The sequence below is a fragment of the Mycobacterium sp. 1245499.0 genome (genome assembly GCF_001673615.1).
Taxonomy (GTDB): Bacteria; Actinomycetota; Actinomycetes; order Mycobacteriales; family Mycobacteriaceae; genus Mycobacterium; species Mycobacterium europaeum_A.
The window spans coordinates 1-15,353 of sequence record NZ_LZMG01000387.1 but is presented as its reverse complement, the minus strand read 5'-3'; the positions used below and the strand labels follow the sequence as shown (position 1 = coordinate 15,353).

Sequence of the window (15,353 nt, the reverse complement as noted above, 5' to 3'; positions counted from 1 at the left end):
TCGGTTTCGATGACCATCAGCGCGCCGGCCTCGCCGAAGACGAATCCGGTGCGGTCGCGGTCGAACGGGCGACAGGCCCCTACCGGGTCGTCGTTCTTGGTCGACATCACGATGCGCATCTGGGCGAACGCCGCTATCGCGACCGCCTCGATCCTGACCTCGACGCCACCGCAGATGGCGACGTCGGCCTCACCGAAGACGACGTTGCGCCAGGCCTGGGCCACCCCCTCGGAACCCGACGCGCACGCCGACACCGGCGTGATCACCCCGGCCCTGGCGTGCCGCTCCAGGCTCACCGCGACGGCCGCGCCGTCGGGCATGTACTTCGACACCGCCAGCGGCGAGACCCCCTTGATGCCACGGGCCCGCAGGTCGTCATAGCTGAACACGATCTGCTCGGCCGACCCCAGGCCGGTGCCGATGGACACCATCAGCCGGTTGGGATCGACCTCGGGTGAGCCGGCGTTCTCCCAGGCCCGCCGGCTCAGCACGGTCGACATCCGCTGCAGGTAGCCCATTCGGTGGCGTTCGGCGCGCGTCAGGCCGCCGTCGAATTCCTCCAGCAGGTGTCCGCCGATGCGCACCGGCAGGTCGAACTCCTCGACGAACGAATCCTCGAGTTTGCGGATACCGCTTTGGCTGTCCAGCAACAGCTTCCAGGTGCTCTCGGCGTCAGTAGCCAACGCGGTCGTCATGGCGACGCCAGTGACGACCACGTTCGGCAGCGTTTTCCCGGTAACCAGCTCCGTCATGACTCGCAAAACCTTTCACTTGATGAGAGCCGATGACGCTGGACGTCGAGCCCCACTCCCCACCAATTCGTCAAGTACGAACTTCCATTGTCCCAACATCAAAAACTTGGGGCAACGAGACACGGCGTAAGCCGGGATTCTTGACCGCAAAAGGCGCCATCAGCTGGTGGTTCTTCGTTTGACGGCCGCGTTGGCCCGGGCGGGATCCGCCCGCTATTGGGCGCGCACCGCCTGCGCCCGCGCCATCAGCCCGCCGCCGCCGGGCAGGGCGCCCACCACGGTGCGGGCCAGCCGGTCGCGGCCCCGGACGCCGTCTGTCCTGGCCCGTCCGGCGCGCAGATGCCGCCAGCCGAGCGCCGCCCAGGTCGCCGCGACGGCGGCGTCGGTGACCCCGCCGCGGGCGCGGCGGCGGTCGAGGACCGCCAGGCCGAGCGCGGTCGCCGAGTGCACGACGTCGACCCAGACCCCGGCCGCCAGCACCTCCGGGCCGGGGTTGACTCCCGACAGGGCCGCCTGGGTCAGATGGCGGGCGCCCAGGATCCGGGTGACGACGAGCGCCTTGCGGTCGACCTGCACCCCGTGGATGTGATCGAGCACCTCAGCGGGGGCGGCCAGCAGCACCGCACCCCATCCCGCCCGGATCAGTTCGATCGCGCGAATCTTCATCGGTCAACCCCCCAACTGCCGTGCGAACGGCCCCACCCGTTCGATGAACCGATCGAAGAACGCCGCCGCGTCGACGTCAATGCCGATCAGCGCGTTGGGTTCTCGACGATCCGACCAATCGGTCACCGTCATGGCGCGGGTCAGGGTCCCGGTCAGCTCGATGTCCACCGTCGCCGCACGCGTGCTGACCAGTTCGGGGTCCAGCGCGACGGCGGCGGCCAACGGATCGTGCATGTGTGCCTGATACCCGTGGCCGAGTTCGTGATAGGCCTCCAGGTAGAACCGCGCCGCGTCCTCGATCACCCGGATCAGCGGGTTGGACGCGCCCGACCGGGTGCCGGGCTCGTCGGCTTCGCTCAGCCGCGTCGTCATCGCCCCCGCGGCCGCGGCCAGCCGCGCGAGGTGATCCGGCGTCAACGCGACCTTGCGGGTCAGGTCGAGACCGCACAGGATCGGAAGCCGCTGTTGCCCAACGGTTTCGGGGCGCCACGCCGCCAGCACCTCGGCCGCCGCCTCGGGATCGACGCTGATGTTCCACTCGGCCACCGCCGTGGTGTTGCCCCGGTGGTCGTAGGACCCGCCCATGATTACCAGCCGGCGCAGCAGCGTCGGCAGCTCGGGTTCGGCGCGCAGCGCCAGCGCCAAGTTGGTCAAGGGGGCGGTCGCCACCCCGATGAGCTCACCGGGAAAAGCCCGCGCCGCGCGCACCCAGGCGCTCGCCGAGTCATAGTCGGTGAGCCGGCCCGAGCCCCGCGGCAGGTCGGCATAGCCCAATCCCCTGGGGCCGTGGACTTTTGACGGCAGCCGCATCGGGCCGGTCAGGGTCTGTGGCGAGCCCTTGGAAACCGGTATCCCGGTGCGTTGGCACAGCTGCAGCAGGCCGAGATTGTTTTCGCAAACCTGTTCCACCCCAACGTTTCCCCCGGTCGAGGCGATGCCGACCACTTCGGCGTCCGGGCTGGCGAACAGGTAGATCAGCGCCAGCGCATCGTCCACGCCGGTGTCGACGTCAACGAAAACGGGCGAGGTCATTGCTTCCAACATACCGGCGACTAGGCTGGCACAATGCCAACCACGTCGGAGCCCCCGGAGGGGACTGATTTAACGCCGCACTTCGACGATGTGCAGGCCCACTACGACCTGTCGGACGACTTCTTCCGGCTATTCCTCGATCCCACCCAGACGTACAGCTGCGCGTACTTCGAGCGCGACGACATGACGCTGGAAGAGGCCCAGATCGCCAAGATCGACCTCGCCCTCGGCAAACTCGGGTTGCAGCCGGGCATGACGTTGCTCGATGTGGGCTGCGGGTGGGGGGCCACCATGATGCGGGCGATGGAAAAGTACGACGTCAACGTCGTCGGCCTCACCCTGAGCCGCAACCAGGCCGACCACGTCGAACAGCTGATCGCGAAGTCCGAGAGCCCGCGGTCGGCCAGGATCCTGCTGCAGGGCTGGGAGCAGTTCGACGAGCCGGTCGACCGGATCGTCAGCATCGGCGCCTTCGAGCACTTCGGGCACGAACGCTACGACGCGTTCTTCACTCTGGCGCACGACCTGCTGCCCGACGACGGGATCATGCTGCTGCACACCATCACCGGGCTGCACCCGACGGAGATGGTCGAGCGCGGCATGCCGATCTCGTTCACGTTCGCCCGGTTCATCAAATTCATTGTCACCGAGATCTTCCCGGGCGGACGGCTGCCGTCGATCCCGATGGTGCAGGAGCGCGCCACCGCGAACGGCTTCACGGTGACCCGCGTGCAGTCGTTGCAGCCGCACTATGCCAAGACGCTCGACATCTGGGCCGCCGGGCTTGAGTCGCACAAGGACGAGGCCATCGCGCTGCAGTCCGAGGAGGTCTACGAGCGGTACATGAAGTACCTGACCGGTTGCGCCGACGCGTTCCGCGTCGGCTACATCGACGTCAACCAGTTCACGCTGCAGAAGTGACTACCAGTGCACGCCGGGCACCAGGCGGACCAGCCGCTTGACCGGACGCGGTGTGCGGATGCCGCGGGTGACGGCGCGCACCGGCCGGCTGGGCTTGCGCCGCGGGCCGCGCGCGGCGGCCGCCGGGGCCGGTTGGGCGGTCAGCCCGCGTGCCGCCGCCGAGTCGGGATAGCCCAGGTAGAGCTGGTGCAGGACCCGCCGCGACGTCCGCGGGGCGAAGTAGTTGCCGGCCTCGGCGAGCGTCCCCAGCGGGGTGTCGATGCGGGCCGGCTTTTCCACCAGCCCGCGCACCACCATCGCCGCCGCCCGCTCGGGGCTGATCGCCGGCACCGGGTTGAGCCGGTGCGACGGCACGATCATGGGCGTGCGCACCAACGGCATATGGATGTTGGTGAAGGTGATGTGGTCCGACAGCACCTCCGAACCCACCACGTCGGAGAACGCGTCCAGCGCCGCCTTGGACGGCAGGTACGAGCTGTACTTGGGATTGCGGGCCTGCACACCGGCGCTCGACACGTTGACGACGTGGCCGAATCGGCGCTCGCGCCAATGGGGTAGCAGCGCCAGCACCATCCGGACCGCGCCGAAGTAGTTGACCGCCATCACCCGCTCGTAGTCGTGTAGCCGGTCGGTCGAGTTGACCACCGAGCGGCGGATGGACCGGCCGGCGTTGTTCACCAGGTAGTCGACGTGGTCGAACCGGCCCAGGATGTCCTTGACGGTGTGTTCCACCGACGCCGAATCGGTGACATCACACGTAAAGGCATGGGCGGCACCACCATTGGCGCGGATCTCGGCGACCAGCGAATCCAGCGCCGCGCCGTTGCGGGCCAGCGCGAACACGGTGGCGCCCCGCTCGGCGATCGCGATGGCCGCCGCCCGGCCGATGCCACTGGACGCCCCGGTGATGATGACGTGGCGACCCTGCAACGGTCCCCGCGGATCGTCGCGGCGCGCTCGATCCGGATCGAGGTGCTCCGCCCAGTACCGCCACAGCTTGGGCGCGTAGCCGGCGAACTCGGGAACAGTTATCCCGGTGTCCCGCAACGCATCTCGTGTCTTCTCGTTGACGAAGGTGGGCGCCAGGTCCACGACGTCGAGCACCTCGGCGGGGATGCCGAGCTGGGTGGCCGCCATGTTGCGCACCACCCGGGCGCGCCCGCGCACCTTGAGCACGGGGGCGGCCACCGCACGGGGCAGTGAACCGCGCAGCGGCGGCAGCCCGGCCGCCTTGGCCACGCCGCGGTAGATGCCACGCAGGCCGATGGTCTTCTCGGCGGTCAGGTGGAACGTCTGCTGATCGCGGCCGTCGGCGTGCATCAGCGCGACCAGCGCGTCGACGACGTAGTCCACCGGCACGATGTTGGTGCGGCCGGTGTCGGGCAGCAGGATCGGGGTCAGCTTGGGTAGGACCGCCAACTTGGCCAGCACGCCGAAGAAGTAGTACGGGCCGTCCACCTTGTCCATCTCGCCGGTGCGCGAATCGCCCACCACCACCGCGGGGCGGTAGATGCGATGACGCAGACCCGGCGCCGAGCGCACCAGCAGCTCGGCCTCGAACTTGGTCTGGTGATAGGGCGTCGGCAGCTGCTGGCCCACGTCGAAGTCGTCCTCGGTGTATTCGCCGGCGAAATCGCCCGCCACCGCGATCGACGACACGTGGTGCAACGTCGCGTCCAACCGCTGCGCCAGCGCGATCACCGCGCGGGTGCCCTCGACGTTGCTGGCCCGCTGTTCGGGTTCGCCGGCGGTGATGTCGTAGATCGCCGCACAGTGCACGACGTGATCGACCCGGCCCAGCTCGGCGAGCGCCTCGTCGCTCAGATCCAGTTCCGGCAGCGCACCGACCAGGGGTTTCACCCGTTCACCCCACGCCGCCGCGAGCCGCTCGAAACGGCCCAGCGACTGGCGTCGGACCAGCACCCACACCTGCGCCTCGGGCTCCGATTCCAGAAGGCGAGACACGACGCGGCGACCAATAAACCCGGTACCGCCGGTAACGACATACCGCATGAAGACATGGTGGCGGTGGCAGCCGCGCACGTCAACTGCCGATCTTGTGCGCCTGCGACTAGCTGGATGGTGGCGACCCGCTGCGCCCGGCTACGCCGCGCTTGCGATCGCCACTAGCTGTGGAAGTCGCGAATCCCGTCCCAGTCGACCAGCGTCCAGCCGGTCATCGGGTTCCCGCTGATCACCACCCGTCCCGTGTTCGGAATCGGGTGGCTGTCCATCAGGCTGTCCTTGGCGTTCTGGGCGTTCAGCAGCGTCCACACCATGATCGAGTTCCGGTGCGAGAACACCACCGGGTTGCGGTGCCCGCTGTTGTAGATCTTGTTGATCGCCGCGGTGAACTGGTCGTTGAACTCCTTGCCGCTGACCGAGCCGGGGATGCTGTCGGACACGTCGCCGTTGATCCAGTTCGCCGGCGCCAGCATGTAGGTCGACTTCGCCATCGACTCCGGTTTGCCGTTGAACCAGCCGGCGTCGATCTCCTGGATGCCAGGCAAGACCTCCACCTGCTTGCCGAGTTCGGCGGCCAGCGGAGCGGCGGTCTGCTGCGTCCGGATCATGGTGGAGGCGTAGACGGCGTCGTAGTCCTTGCGGCCGAGTTGGTGCGCGACCTGTTCGGCCTGTCCCTTGCCCTCCGGGGTCAGGCCGGGGCCCGGCACTCCGGTGTCGATGATGCCGCTGGCGTTGGCCTCGGACTGGGCGTGCCGGATGAACGTCACCGTGATGGACCGCGCCTGCGGTGAGCCGCCGCAGCCGGCGACGATCATCGTGGCGGTGAGCGCGGCCAGCGCGACGCCGGCCTTGCGGATCATGCTGCGCTTGGGCATGTCGATAGCCTGCCCTGTCGACGGCTCCGCTGGGAAGGGTTTGCGTTGCTTTGTTACCGCGCCGCCCCGGGGAGAGGGCCTTGATCATGCCCTCGTTTCGCCGGATGCCAGAGTGGACCGAGGATCCCTACCCAACGATCAGGAGACTTCCATGGCGATTGATCCGAGTGCCGTCGGCGCGGTCACCGAACCCATGCAGTTCGAATGGACCGATCGGGACACGCTGCTCTACGCGCTCGGCGTCGGCGCCGGGGTCGACGACCTGGCATTCACCACCGAGAACAGCCACGACATCGACCAGCAGGTGCTGCCGACCTACGCGGTGATCTGCTGCCCGGCCTTCGGCGCGGCGGGCCTGGTCGGAAAGTTCAACTGGGCCATGCTGTTACACGGATCGCAGAGCATCCGGCTGCACGCGCCGCTGCCGCCCGCCGGAAAACTCTCGGTGGTGTCGGAGGTCGCCGACATCCAGGACAAGGGTGAGGGTAAGAACGCGATCCTGGTGCTGCGCGGCCGGGGCACCGAACCGGATTCCGGGAAGTTGATCGCCGAGACGCTCACCACCTTGGTCATCCGGGGCGAGGGCGGCTTCGGCGGCATGCCGGGTCAGCGACCGATCGCACCCGAATTCCCCGACCGCGAGCCGGACGCCCGGATCGCGCTGCCCACCCGTGAGGACCAGGCGCTGATCTACCGGCTCTCCGGGGACCGCAACCCGCTGCACAGCGACCCGTGGTTCGCGCGCGAGCTGGCCGGCTTCCCCAAGCCGATCCTGCACGGGCTGTGCACCTACGGGGTGTCGGGTCGCGCGCTGGTCGCCGAGCTCGGCGGCGGCGTCGCGGCCAACATCACCTCGATCGCCTCGCGCTTCACCTCGCCGGTGTTCCCCGGCGAGACGCTGACCACGCTGATCTGGCGCACCGAGCCGGGCAAGGCGGTGTTCCGCACCGAGGCCTCCGGAACCGACGGTGCCGACGCGCGGGTGGTGCTCGACGACGGCGCGGTGGAATACGCCGCGCCCTGATGGGGGCGACCGCCGCTAGCCGCTGAGCTGATCGGCCAGCCGGTCGGTGAACTCGGCGGCCCGCGCGGGACTGTCGAGCGCGAACAGCGCGGCGGTGGCGCGGTCGCCGTCGTCGCCGTGCCGCACCAGGATCGGCACGCCGTCCGCGCGCACCGCGTCGAACGCGTCCTCGTCGGTGATGTCGTCGCCGAGGTAGACCGGCGTGAGCGCACCGGAGCCGGCCCGGTGCAGGTGATCGATCACCCAGCGCAGCGTTTTGCCCTTGTCCCAGTCCAGGTCTGGGCGCAGCTCGATCACCTCGCGGCCGGTGGTGACCCGAAGCCCGTCGCGGCGGCCAGCGGCGCGCACCGCCGCCAGCACCTCGCCGACGCGGTCGCGGGCGGCGTTGCGGTAGTGCGCGGCGACCCCGAATCGCTTGTGCTCCACCACGACGCCGGCGATCCCGCCCAGCTCGTCGCGCAGCCGCCCGGCCGCCTCCTCGAGCACCGGGATGGCGGCGGCCGCGGCCTCGTTCTGGTGGTGGGTGCCGTCGGGGGCGGTCAGCTCGAAGCCGTGGCTGCCCGCATACCAGATGCCCGGCACGCCAACGCGTTTGGCCACGTCGGCCAGGTCGCGGCCGGACAGCACCGCGACCGGGCACCGCGCGGCCAGCTTCTCCAACGCGTCGGTGGCCCCGGCGACGGGCCGCGCCGCATCCGGGTCGTCGACGATGTCCGACAGCGTGCCGTCGAAGTCGAAGAACACGGCCGGGCGCCGGGAGGCCAGCCCATCGGCCAAGGCCCGCAACGCATCCGGCAGTTGCGACATCCGGCGGTCCCCGGTGCGCACGGTGACCTCGTCCAGGTCGGCGACCACCGCGTCGGCCCCGGCATCCTCCAGCGCGGCACCGGCGGCCGGGTCGAGGCCGATCACCAGCGCGAACCCGGCGGCGCGCGCGGCCTCGACGCCCGCGGCGTCCCCGGCGACCACCACGCAACGGCCGGGGCGCACCCGCAGCCGGTCGGCCGTCCGCGCCGGGCCGTCGGCGCTTACCGCGGCGCCCACCCCGATTTCGCGCAGTTGCGCGGCCAACGACGAGCCGAGCGCGCCGTCGGCGTCGAACAGCACCGCGTCATGGCGGCGCGGGTCGATGACGGCCCGCCCCAATTTGCCCATGACCAACCTTCTCACGGTGGCCGGCGCCCCCGGGGCCGGGTCAGGGCCGGGTCAGTGCCGGGCGCGCCCCGGCGCCGACGGATGCGTCGGCGGTACCGGGCGGGCGACCCGGCGCGGGGAACGCTTGCGGGTGAACAGCAGCACGGAATCGTCGCCGAGGGCCACCAGGCGCGCCATGCCCAGCTCGATGCCGGCGGCCAGCTGCTTGACGTCGAACGCGTCGCCGTGTTCGGCGGTGATCCCGAAGACCAGTTCGTCGCCGTAGCTCAGCACCGCGACGCCGGTGTGCAGCGCCGTGGCGGTCGGGGGGATCGGCAGCAGCCGTTCCAGCGTCTGGCCCATCACCCGAAGCCGGCGGCGCGGCCCGGGCACGTTGGTGGCCAGCGTGACGATGGCCCGCTGCGGCACGCGGGAGAGCAGCTGTAAGACATTGCTGCGCAACACCTTCGGCAGCAAGCCGAGCACCGACTCCGCGATGCCCAGGGGCTGGGCGGCCTGCTTGGCCTGCCACCGGGTGTGCACGGTCTGCAACCGCCGCACCGGGTCGTCGTGTTCGACCGGCAGGTGCGAGAGCATGGCCGAGCGGACCGGCAGCGGCACCAGGGCGCGCAGCGAGTCGGCCCGCGGTTGTTCGCCGCGGCCGATCAGCGCCGTGCGGAATCCTTCGGTGATGGCGGCCAGCGCGACGTCGTTGGCGCTCACCCCGAACTTGCGGCAGACGCTGTCGACGTCGGCGATCGGCACCCGCACGGTGCTGTAGCGCCGCAGCGTGCTCACCGCGTCGGTGCGCACGACCGGCCACAGCGCGTCGATCAGGGCGCCGGTCAGGTTGCCGGTGGCCAACGAGGCGCGCCACAGCGCGTCCGCCCAGCCCGGTTTGGCGGATGTGGATGGCGAAACCTGCTTGCCCGCGGCATTGTTGGCGAAGGTATCGGCGTCGGCGTCGTCGCAGAGCCTGCTGATCAGCCGGGCGGCCGGGTTGCCGTCGAGCAGCCCGTGATGGGTTTTCATCAGGATCGCCCACCGGTTGCCCGTCAGGCCCTCGATGATCCAGCACTCCCATGGTGGCCGGTCGGAATCCAGCGGCCGTTCCAGCGCGTAGGCGATGGCCCGGGACAGCTCAGCCTCGTCGCCCGGGCGGGGAATCGCCACCCGGCGCAAGTGGTGGGCCAGGTCGAAGTCCGGGCAGTCGATCCACTCCTGATTGCGCGGCTGGGCCCGCAGCAGCTGAGTGCATCGCGCGATGGGCTGGATACGTTCCGCCAGAAGGCTTTTGAGCCGCTCGTAATTGGGCGCGGTGCCGTCGACGATGGCGACCGCCCCGACCGCCAGGCTGGCGTGCTGATCCGGATCGTGGGCCTGCAGGAATGCCGTGTCCAGTGTCTGCGCCATGCTGCCCCCGGCCGTGTCCGCTTTTTTGAACTTGTACCAGTATCTGTGGAGCTCGTGATCCGCGGTAGTGCCCGCAGCGTTAAGACCTTGTTTAGGAGTTGACGATCGGTTTAACAACGGTTGTACCGGGCCGAGGTTAAATCGAACACCAGTTCGATATACTCGCATCCGTGGGCTGGTTCAACGGGCCGCCGAGCTGGGCGGAAATGGAGCGGGTGCTCGACAGCAAGCCGCGCCATGCCGGGGAGTCGGCGGGCCCGGAATCCGACGGCCCGCTGTCGCGCCGGCGCGCGACGTATCAGCCGCCGGATGACGGCCGGGCGTCCCGCTCGTCCGTCGCCTATGCCGAACTGCATGCGCATTCGGCGTTCAGCTTCTTGGACGGGGCGAGCACGCCCGAGGAACTGGTCGAGGAGGCGGCCCGGCTGGACCTGCGCGCCCTGGCGCTCACCGATCACGACGGCCTGTACGGGGCGGTGCGGTTCGCCGAAGCGGCGGCCGAGCTCGACATGCGCACCGTGTTCGGCGCCGAACTGTCGCTGGGCCCGGGCGCGCGCACCGAGGTGCCGGACCCGCCCGGCCCGCACCTGCTGGTGCTGGCCCGCGGTACGGAGGGTTACCGGAGGTTGTCGCGGCAACTGGCCGCGGCGCACCTGGCCGGCGGCGAGAAGGGCAAGCCCCGTTACGATTTCGACGCGCTGACCGAGGCCGCCGGCGGACACTGGCACATCCTGACGGGCTGTCGCAAAGGCCATGTGCGCCAAGCGCTTTCCGAGGGGGGGCCATCCGCGGCCGAACGGGCGCTGGCCGACCTGGTGGACCGCTTCGGTGCGCACCGGGTCAGCATCGAGCTCACCCATCACGGTCAACCGCTCGATGATGAACGCAACGCCGCGCTGGCCGCGCTGGCCCCACGCTTCGGGGTGGGCGTCGTCGCCACCACCGGCGCGCATTTCGCGGGGCCGTCGCGGCGCCGGCTGGCCATGGCGATGGGCGCCATCCGGGCGCGGGAGTCCCTGGATTCGGCCGCCGGGTGGCTGGCCCCGCTGGGCGGTTCGCACCTGCGCTCCGGGGAGGAGATGGCCCGGCTGTTCGCGCAGGTGCCCTTTGGGGGCACCGACGTGGTGACCGCGGCCGCCGAGCTGGGCGAGCAGTGCGCGTTCGGGCTGGCGCTCATCGCGCCGCAGCTGCCGCCGTTCGACGTGCCCGCCGGGCACACCGAGGACAGCTGGCTGCGGCAGCTGACCATGGCCGGGGCGCGCCGGCGCTATGGGTCGGCCGAGCAGGCGCCGCGCGCCTATGCCCAGATCGAGCACGAACTCAAAGTCATTGCCCACCTGACGTTTCCGGGTTACTTCCTGGTGGTGCACGACATCGCCCGGTTCTGCCGGGAGAACAACATCCTGTGCCAGGGGAGAGGATCGGCGGCCAACTCCGCGGTCTGTTACGCCCTCGGTGTCACCGCCGTCGACCCGGTGGCCAATGAGCTGCTGTTCGAGCGCTTCCTGTCGCCGGCCCGCGACGGGCCGCCCGACATCGACATGGACATCGAGTCCGACCAGCGCGAAAAGGTCATCCAGTACGTCTACGACAAATACGGCCGCGACTATGCCGCCCAGGTCGCCAACGTCATCACCTACCGGGGAAAGATCGCGGTGCGCGACATGGCCCGCGCCCTGGGCTTCTCGCAGGGCCAGCAGGACGCGTGGAGCAAGCAGATCAACCACTGGAACGGGCTCGCCGACGCACCCGATGTCGAGGGCATTCCCGAACCGGTGGTCGACCTGGCGAACCAGATCCGCAACCTGCCGCGGCACATGGGCATTCATTCCGGCGGCATGGTGATCTGCGACCGGCCGATCGCCGACGTGTGCCCGGTGGAGTGGGCGCGCATGGAGAACCGCAGCGTCCTGCAGTGGGACAAAGACGACTGTGCGGCAATCGGTTTGGTGAAGTTCGACCTGCTCGGGCTGGGGATGCTGTCGGCGCTGCACTATGCCATCGACCTGGTGGCCGAGCACAAGGGGATCGAGGTGGACCTGGCCCGCCTCGACCTCTCCGAGCCGGCGGTGTACGAGATGCTGGCCCGCGCCGATTCCGTCGGCGTGTTCCAGGTGGAGTCACGCGCGCAGATGGCCACCCTGCCGCGGCTGAAGCCGCGGGTGTTCTACGACCTGGTGGTGGAGGTCGCGCTGATCCGTCCCGGCCCCATCCAGGGCGGGTCGGTGCATCCCTACATCCGGCGGCGCAACGGGGAGGCGCCGGTGGTCTACGACCACCCGTCCATGGAGCCGGCGCTGCGAAAGACGTTGGGAGTGCCGCTCTTTCAGGAGCAGCTGATGCAGCTCGCGGTCGACTGCGCGGGTTTCTCGGCCGCCGAGGCCGATCAGTTGCGCCGCGCCATGGGGTCCAAGCGCTCGACCGAACGCATGCGACGGCTGCGCGGCCGATTCTACGAGGGCATGCGCGCGCTGCACGGCGCCAGCGACGAGGTGATCGACCGCACCTACGAAAAGCTGGAGGCCTTCGCCAATTTCGGCTTCCCGGAAAGCCATGCGCTGAGCTTCGCGTCGCTGGTCTTCTACTCGTCGTGGTTCAAGCTGCACCACCCGGCGGCGTTCTGCGCGGCGCTGCTGCGCGCCCAGCCGATGGGGTTCTACTCACCGCAGTCGCTGGTGGCCGATGCGCGCCGGCACGGCGTGACGGTGCACGGCGCGTGCGTCAACGCCAGCCTGGCGCACGCCACGCTGGAGAACGCCGGAACCGAGGTGCGGTTGGGGCTGGGCGCGGTCCGCCATATCGGCGACGACCTGGCCGAGCGGCTGGTCGAGGAGCGAAAAGCCAACGGCCCGTTCGCTTCTCTGCTGGACCTGACGGCACGGCTGCAGTTGAGCGTGCCGCAGACCGAGGCGCTGGCGACGGCCGGGGCTTTTGGTTGCTTCGGCATGTCCCGGCGCGAGGGGTTGTGGGCGGCCGGGGCGGCGGCCACCCAGCGGCCGGGCCGGTTGCCCGGGGTGGGATCGTCCTCGCACATCCCCGCGCTGCCCGGGATGAGCGAGCTGGAGCTGGCCGCCGCCGACGTGTGGGCCACCGGCGTCTCCCCGGACAGCTACCCGACGCAGTTCCTGCGGGCCGACCTGGACGCGATGGGGGTGGTGCCCGCTGAGAAGCTGGGCTCGGTGCCCGACGGCGACCGGGTGCTGATCGCCGGCGCGGTCACCCATCGGCAGCGGCCCGGCACGGCGCAGGGGGTCACGTTCATCAACCTCGAGGACGAGACCGGGATGGTCAACGTGCTCTGCGCCCCGTGGGTGTGGGCGCGGCATCGCAAGCTGGCGAACTCGGCGCCGGCGCTGCTGGTGCGCGGGCAGGTCCAGAACGCCAGCGGCGCGATCACCGTCGTCGCCGAGCGGCTGGGCCGCATCACCCTGGCGGTCGGCTCGAAATCCCGCGACTTTCGCTAGGAATCACCCTCGCCATCGCTTGGAATCGGCTGTAAATGACCCGTTGCGTGGAATCGGCAGTAACGATTCACCGTTACTTTCAACATGAGATTCAAGGCTGCGGGCCATGGCGCCGCGATACTGAGTTGTGCTGCAGCGCTTGTCTTTTCTGCCCCGGTCGCCGGCGCCGACCCGCCCGGGCCGGCCGACCCGCACCAGCCGGACATCACGAAGGGCTTCTGCCCGGGCGATCGATGGGGTTACGGCAAGTTGGCCGTCTGTGATGGCGACAAGTATCCCGACGGGTCGTATTGGCACCAGTGGATGAAAACCTGGTTGACCGGACCTCAGTTCTATTACGACTGCGTCAGCGGCGACGAGCCTCTTCCGGCGCCGCCACCGCCCGGCGGCTGCGACGGGGCGATTCCGCGCGATGCGCCGCCCCCACCCACAAACTGACCTCTCAGGACGACGACTAACCGCCCGGCGTCGTCCAGACCCGGCTCGGGGTAATCGCCAGCCGGGTGCTGAATGCATCCATCGACATGCCCTCGTTCGACTCCAATTGCTCGGCAAGCTCACGGTATTTCGCCCAGTACGGTTCGTCGTTCCGGCAATTGACGTCGGTGGCATCGATGGTGGCCGTCCCGCCGATGACGATGATGCCGCCACCGCTTCCGTCCGAATCAAGGTTGAGGCTGACTTGGGGGTGCGCCTTGACGTGGGCGACCTTGGCGGCCTGCGGCAACGTGTACACCGTCAGCTTGGTGCCGTCGAAGTAGAACCAGACCAGCCGGGGAACCGGCTGACCCGATTTGGCGACGGTGGTCAGCCAGCCGAAGTTGTCTGACCGCAGCCTGTTGGAAACCTCTTGTGTCAGTTCGACGCTCATCAGCCGAATGTAACCTCCAAGCATGACCCTGAATCTGTCCGTCGACGAACTGCTCACCACCACCCGCTCGGTCCGCAAGCGTCTCGACTTCGACAAGCCGGTGGGCCGCGACGTGCTGACGGAATGCCTCGAACTGGCGCTGCAGGCGCCCACCGGTTCCAATTCGCAAGGCTGGCAATGGGTGTTCGTCGAGGACGCCGAGAAGAAGAAGGCGATCGCCGACGTCTACCTGGCCAACGCCCGCGGCTACCTCAGCGCCCCGGGGGCCGAATACCCCGAAGGCGACACGCGGGGCGAGCGGATGGGCGCGGTCCGCGATTCCGCGACCTACCTCGCCGAGCACATGCACGAGGCACCGGTCCTGCTGATCCCGTGCCTGGAGGGCCGCCCGGACAAGTCGCCGCTGGGCGGGGTGTCGTTCTGGGCGTCGCTGTTCCCGGCGGTCTGGAGCTTCTGCCTGGCGCTGCGCTCGCGGGGACTGGGGTCGTGCTGGACGACGCTGCACCTGCTGGGCGACGGCGAGCAACGGGTCGCCGACGTCCTGGGCATCCCGAACGACCGCTACAGCCAGGGCGGGCTGTTCCCGATCGCCTACACCAAGGGCACCGATTTCCGCCCGGCCAAGCGGCTGCCCGCCGACCAGGTCACGCACTGGGACGCGTGGTGACCAGCGGCCAGACTTCGACCACCCCGTGCGCGACCGCGCAGGGCGTCTGACTCACCCGCTCGATCGCCGCCTCGAGGTCATCGGCCTCGAACACCGCGAACCCCGCGATCGGCAGCTCTGAACTCATAAACGGCCCGGCCTCGACCCGCAGTCCGGCCCCGTCTGGGTTGCGCACGGCAACGGGTTCTCCGGCAATCCCGACAAGTGCGCCGGCCGCACGCAGTTCGTCGTCGCGCGTGTGCGCGGCACGCTTGCAGTCGTCGCTCGCCCGGCGGTAGCCGGCTTCGTCTCCGTAACCGATCGTGATGAAGGTAGCCATATCACTGCTGACTCGCGCGGGGCCCAGTACTCATCGGGCCCCGGCGTAGCCGTGTTGCCGCCAGGCTTCGTAGACGGCGATCGCCGCGGCGTTGGACAGGTTCAGCGAGCGCCGGCCCGCCAGCATCGGGATGCGCACCTGCCCGGTGATGTGCGGGTCGGCCAGCGTCGCGGCGTCCAGCCCGGTGGGTTCGGGACCGAACATCAACACGTCGCCGGCCCGGTAGCGCACGTCGGCGAACGAGGTGGGC

15 protein-coding genes are annotated in these 15,353 nt (G+C 69.6%); 5 read left to right on the top strand and 10 right to left on the bottom strand.

Annotation, left to right across the window (positions count from 1 at the left end; genetic code table 11):
- The 3 genes from A5646_RS24020 to A5646_RS24010 form a co-directional block, all read right to left on the bottom strand.
- The coding region (locus A5646_RS24020; RefSeq protein WP_304441931.1) for a beta-ketoacyl synthase N-terminal-like domain-containing protein at positions 1-752 on the bottom strand (752 nt) is incomplete at its 3' end.
- 213 nt (positions 753-965) lie between these two features.
- Entirely contained in the window at positions 966-1,418 is a 453-nt protein-coding gene (locus A5646_RS24015; protein WP_066872135.1) for a hypothetical protein, read from the bottom strand.
- A 3-nt stretch (positions 1,419-1,421) separates the two neighbouring features.
- Entirely contained in the window at positions 1,422-2,450 is a 1,029-nt protein-coding gene (locus tag A5646_RS24010) for a nucleoside hydrolase (RefSeq protein WP_067024705.1), read from the bottom strand.
- Positions 2,451-2,483: 33 nt separating this feature from the next.
- Here A5646_RS24010 and cmaA1 point away from each other — a divergent pair, with 33 nt between their 5' ends.
- On the top strand, positions 2,484-3,371 hold the full coding sequence (gene cmaA1 / locus A5646_RS24005; RefSeq protein ID WP_066872141.1) for a cyclopropane mycolic acid synthase CmaA1: 888 nt from the start codon (positions 2,484-2,486) through the stop codon (positions 3,369-3,371).
- Here cmaA1 and A5646_RS24000 read toward each other — a convergent pair whose 3' ends face one another.
- Complete coding sequence (locus A5646_RS24000) at positions 3,372-5,384, bottom strand: SDR family oxidoreductase (RefSeq protein WP_067024702.1); 2,013 nt, start codon at positions 5,382-5,384, stop codon at positions 3,372-3,374.
- Between the two features lie 113 nt (positions 5,385-5,497).
- The gene (locus A5646_RS23995) at positions 5,498-6,211 is read right to left on the bottom strand and encodes a histidine phosphatase family protein (RefSeq protein ID WP_067024700.1); all 714 of its coding nucleotides are present in this window, start codon (positions 6,209-6,211) and stop codon (positions 5,498-5,500) included.
- Between the two features lie 151 nt (positions 6,212-6,362).
- Here A5646_RS23995 and A5646_RS23990 point away from each other — a divergent pair, with 151 nt between their 5' ends.
- Positions 6,363-7,235: a MaoC family dehydratase gene (locus A5646_RS23990; RefSeq protein WP_067024697.1), complete on the top strand. Its 873-nt coding sequence runs from the start codon at positions 6,363-6,365 to the stop codon at positions 7,233-7,235.
- Between the two features lie 15 nt (positions 7,236-7,250).
- Here the strand turns inward: A5646_RS23990 and otsB are convergent, their stop codons facing one another.
- Together otsB and A5646_RS23980 are read right to left on the bottom strand one after the other, a co-directional pair.
- Entirely contained in the window at positions 7,251-8,390 is a 1,140-nt protein-coding gene (gene otsB / locus A5646_RS23985; protein WP_067024694.1) for a trehalose-phosphatase, read from the bottom strand.
- Between the two features lie 51 nt (positions 8,391-8,441).
- A complete protein-coding gene (locus tag A5646_RS23980; RefSeq protein ID WP_067024691.1) occupies positions 8,442-9,782 on the bottom strand; it encodes a wax ester/triacylglycerol synthase domain-containing protein in 1,341 nt (446 codons plus the stop codon).
- Between the two features lie 170 nt (positions 9,783-9,952).
- Here A5646_RS23980 and A5646_RS23975 point away from each other — a divergent pair, with 170 nt between their 5' ends.
- Together A5646_RS23975 and A5646_RS23970 are read left to right on the top strand one after the other, a co-directional pair.
- Positions 9,953-13,246, top strand: coding sequence for an error-prone DNA polymerase (locus A5646_RS23975; protein ID WP_067024688.1), 3,294 nt, complete (start codon positions 9,953-9,955; stop codon positions 13,244-13,246).
- Between the two features lie 84 nt (positions 13,247-13,330).
- Positions 13,331-13,684, top strand: coding sequence for a hypothetical protein (locus tag A5646_RS23970; RefSeq protein WP_066872160.1), 354 nt, complete (start codon positions 13,331-13,333; stop codon positions 13,682-13,684).
- Positions 13,685-13,700: 16 nt separating this feature from the next.
- Here the strand turns inward: A5646_RS23970 and A5646_RS23965 are convergent, their stop codons facing one another.
- Entirely contained in the window at positions 13,701-14,117 is a 417-nt protein-coding gene (locus A5646_RS23965) for a TIGR03667 family PPOX class F420-dependent oxidoreductase (protein WP_066872193.1), read from the bottom strand.
- 22 nt (positions 14,118-14,139) lie between these two features.
- On the opposite strand from A5646_RS23965, the gene A5646_RS23960 reads away from it, so the two are divergent.
- Entirely contained in the window at positions 14,140-14,784 is a 645-nt protein-coding gene (locus tag A5646_RS23960) for a nitroreductase family protein (RefSeq protein ID WP_066881803.1), read from the top strand.
- On the opposite strand, the gene A5646_RS23955 is transcribed toward A5646_RS23960, so the two are convergent.
- Together A5646_RS23955 and A5646_RS23950 are read right to left on the bottom strand one after the other, a co-directional pair.
- A complete protein-coding gene (locus tag A5646_RS23955; RefSeq protein ID WP_067024686.1) occupies positions 14,762-15,103 on the bottom strand; it encodes a YciI family protein in 342 nt (113 codons plus the stop codon). The genes A5646_RS23960 and A5646_RS23955 overlap by 23 nt on opposite strands.
- 30 nt (positions 15,104-15,133) lie before the next feature.
- The coding region (locus A5646_RS23950) for a tRNA (cytidine(34)-2'-O)-methyltransferase (protein ID WP_304441930.1) at positions 15,134-15,353 on the bottom strand (220 nt) is incomplete at its 5' end.

Excerpts from the sequence above, each read along its gene's own strand:
- A5646_RS24015 (WP_066872135.1), bottom strand. The coding sequence starts at position 1,418 with ATGAAGATTCGCGCGATCGAACTGATCCGGGCGGGATGGGGTGCGGTG.
- A5646_RS24010 (WP_067024705.1), bottom strand. The coding sequence starts at position 2,450 with ATGACCTCGCCCGTTTTCGTTGACGTCGACACCGGCGTGGACGATGCG.
- cmaA1 (WP_066872141.1), top strand. The coding sequence starts at position 2,484 with ATGCCAACCACGTCGGAGCCCCCGGAGGGGACTGATTTAACGCCGCAC.
- A5646_RS24000 (WP_067024702.1), bottom strand. The coding sequence starts at position 5,384 with ATGCGGTATGTCGTTACCGGCGGTACCGGGTTTATTGGTCGCCGCGTC.
- A5646_RS23995 (WP_067024700.1), bottom strand. The coding sequence starts at position 6,211 with ATGCCCAAGCGCAGCATGATCCGCAAGGCCGGCGTCGCGCTGGCCGCG.
- A5646_RS23990 (WP_067024697.1), top strand. The coding sequence starts at position 6,363 with ATGGCGATTGATCCGAGTGCCGTCGGCGCGGTCACCGAACCCATGCAG.
- otsB (WP_067024694.1), bottom strand. The coding sequence starts at position 8,390 with ATGGGCAAATTGGGGCGGGCCGTCATCGACCCGCGCCGCCATGACGCG.
- A5646_RS23980 (WP_067024691.1), bottom strand. The coding sequence starts at position 9,782 with ATGGCGCAGACACTGGACACGGCATTCCTGCAGGCCCACGATCCGGAT.
- A5646_RS23970 (WP_066872160.1), top strand. The coding sequence starts at position 13,331 with ATGAGATTCAAGGCTGCGGGCCATGGCGCCGCGATACTGAGTTGTGCT.
- A5646_RS23965 (WP_066872193.1), bottom strand. The coding sequence starts at position 14,117 with ATGAGCGTCGAACTGACACAAGAGGTTTCCAACAGGCTGCGGTCAGAC.
- A5646_RS23960 (WP_066881803.1), top strand. The coding sequence starts at position 14,140 with ATGACCCTGAATCTGTCCGTCGACGAACTGCTCACCACCACCCGCTCG.
- A5646_RS23955 (WP_067024686.1), bottom strand. The coding sequence starts at position 15,103 with ATGGCTACCTTCATCACGATCGGTTACGGAGACGAAGCCGGCTACCGC.